Here is a 359-nt window from a genome sequence, read left to right as displayed (position 1 = left end):
AAAGGTTGGCGCAGGGAAATCTCGTAAGTTTCCGACTCTCCCCGAATACCCAAGACATCGAAAGGAGATTGGGTCACATTATTGCGATCGATAGTGATTCCCATATCTACAGTCCCTTCCATCGCATTGATAGGGATACTATAGCCAAAGTCATAAACCCGCGATCCTCCCGTCGTCGAACGAGCAACAGTAGCACTAAAAATATCTCCCAAACCTAACAAATTGCGATATCCTGCATTAAGTCCGAAGCGTTCCGATCCCACACTGGCCGCCGAATAATTATCAAAAAATGCTGTACCAAAAAAGGGCGATGCTTCTTCAATCTCGAGGAGAAGAATGCTTTCTCCGGTTTCCCCTCC

General features: G+C 46.5%; 1 protein-coding gene. It reads right to left on the bottom strand.

Features of this window, described 5'->3' with window-relative positions:
- Window positions 1–359, bottom strand: a 359-nt coding sequence (locus JUI58_RS00605) for a ShlB/FhaC/HecB family hemolysin secretion/activation protein (RefSeq protein WP_204101814.1), incomplete at both ends; no start/stop codon positions are given.

Origin of the sequence: Spirulina sp. CCY15215, from assembly GCF_016888125.1 — a bacterium.
Lineage (GTDB): Bacteria > Cyanobacteriota > Cyanobacteriia > Cyanobacteriales > Spirulinaceae > CCY15215.
Note: the sequence above shows the minus strand (reverse complement) of the source record. Positions and strands in the feature narration are given on the sequence as shown.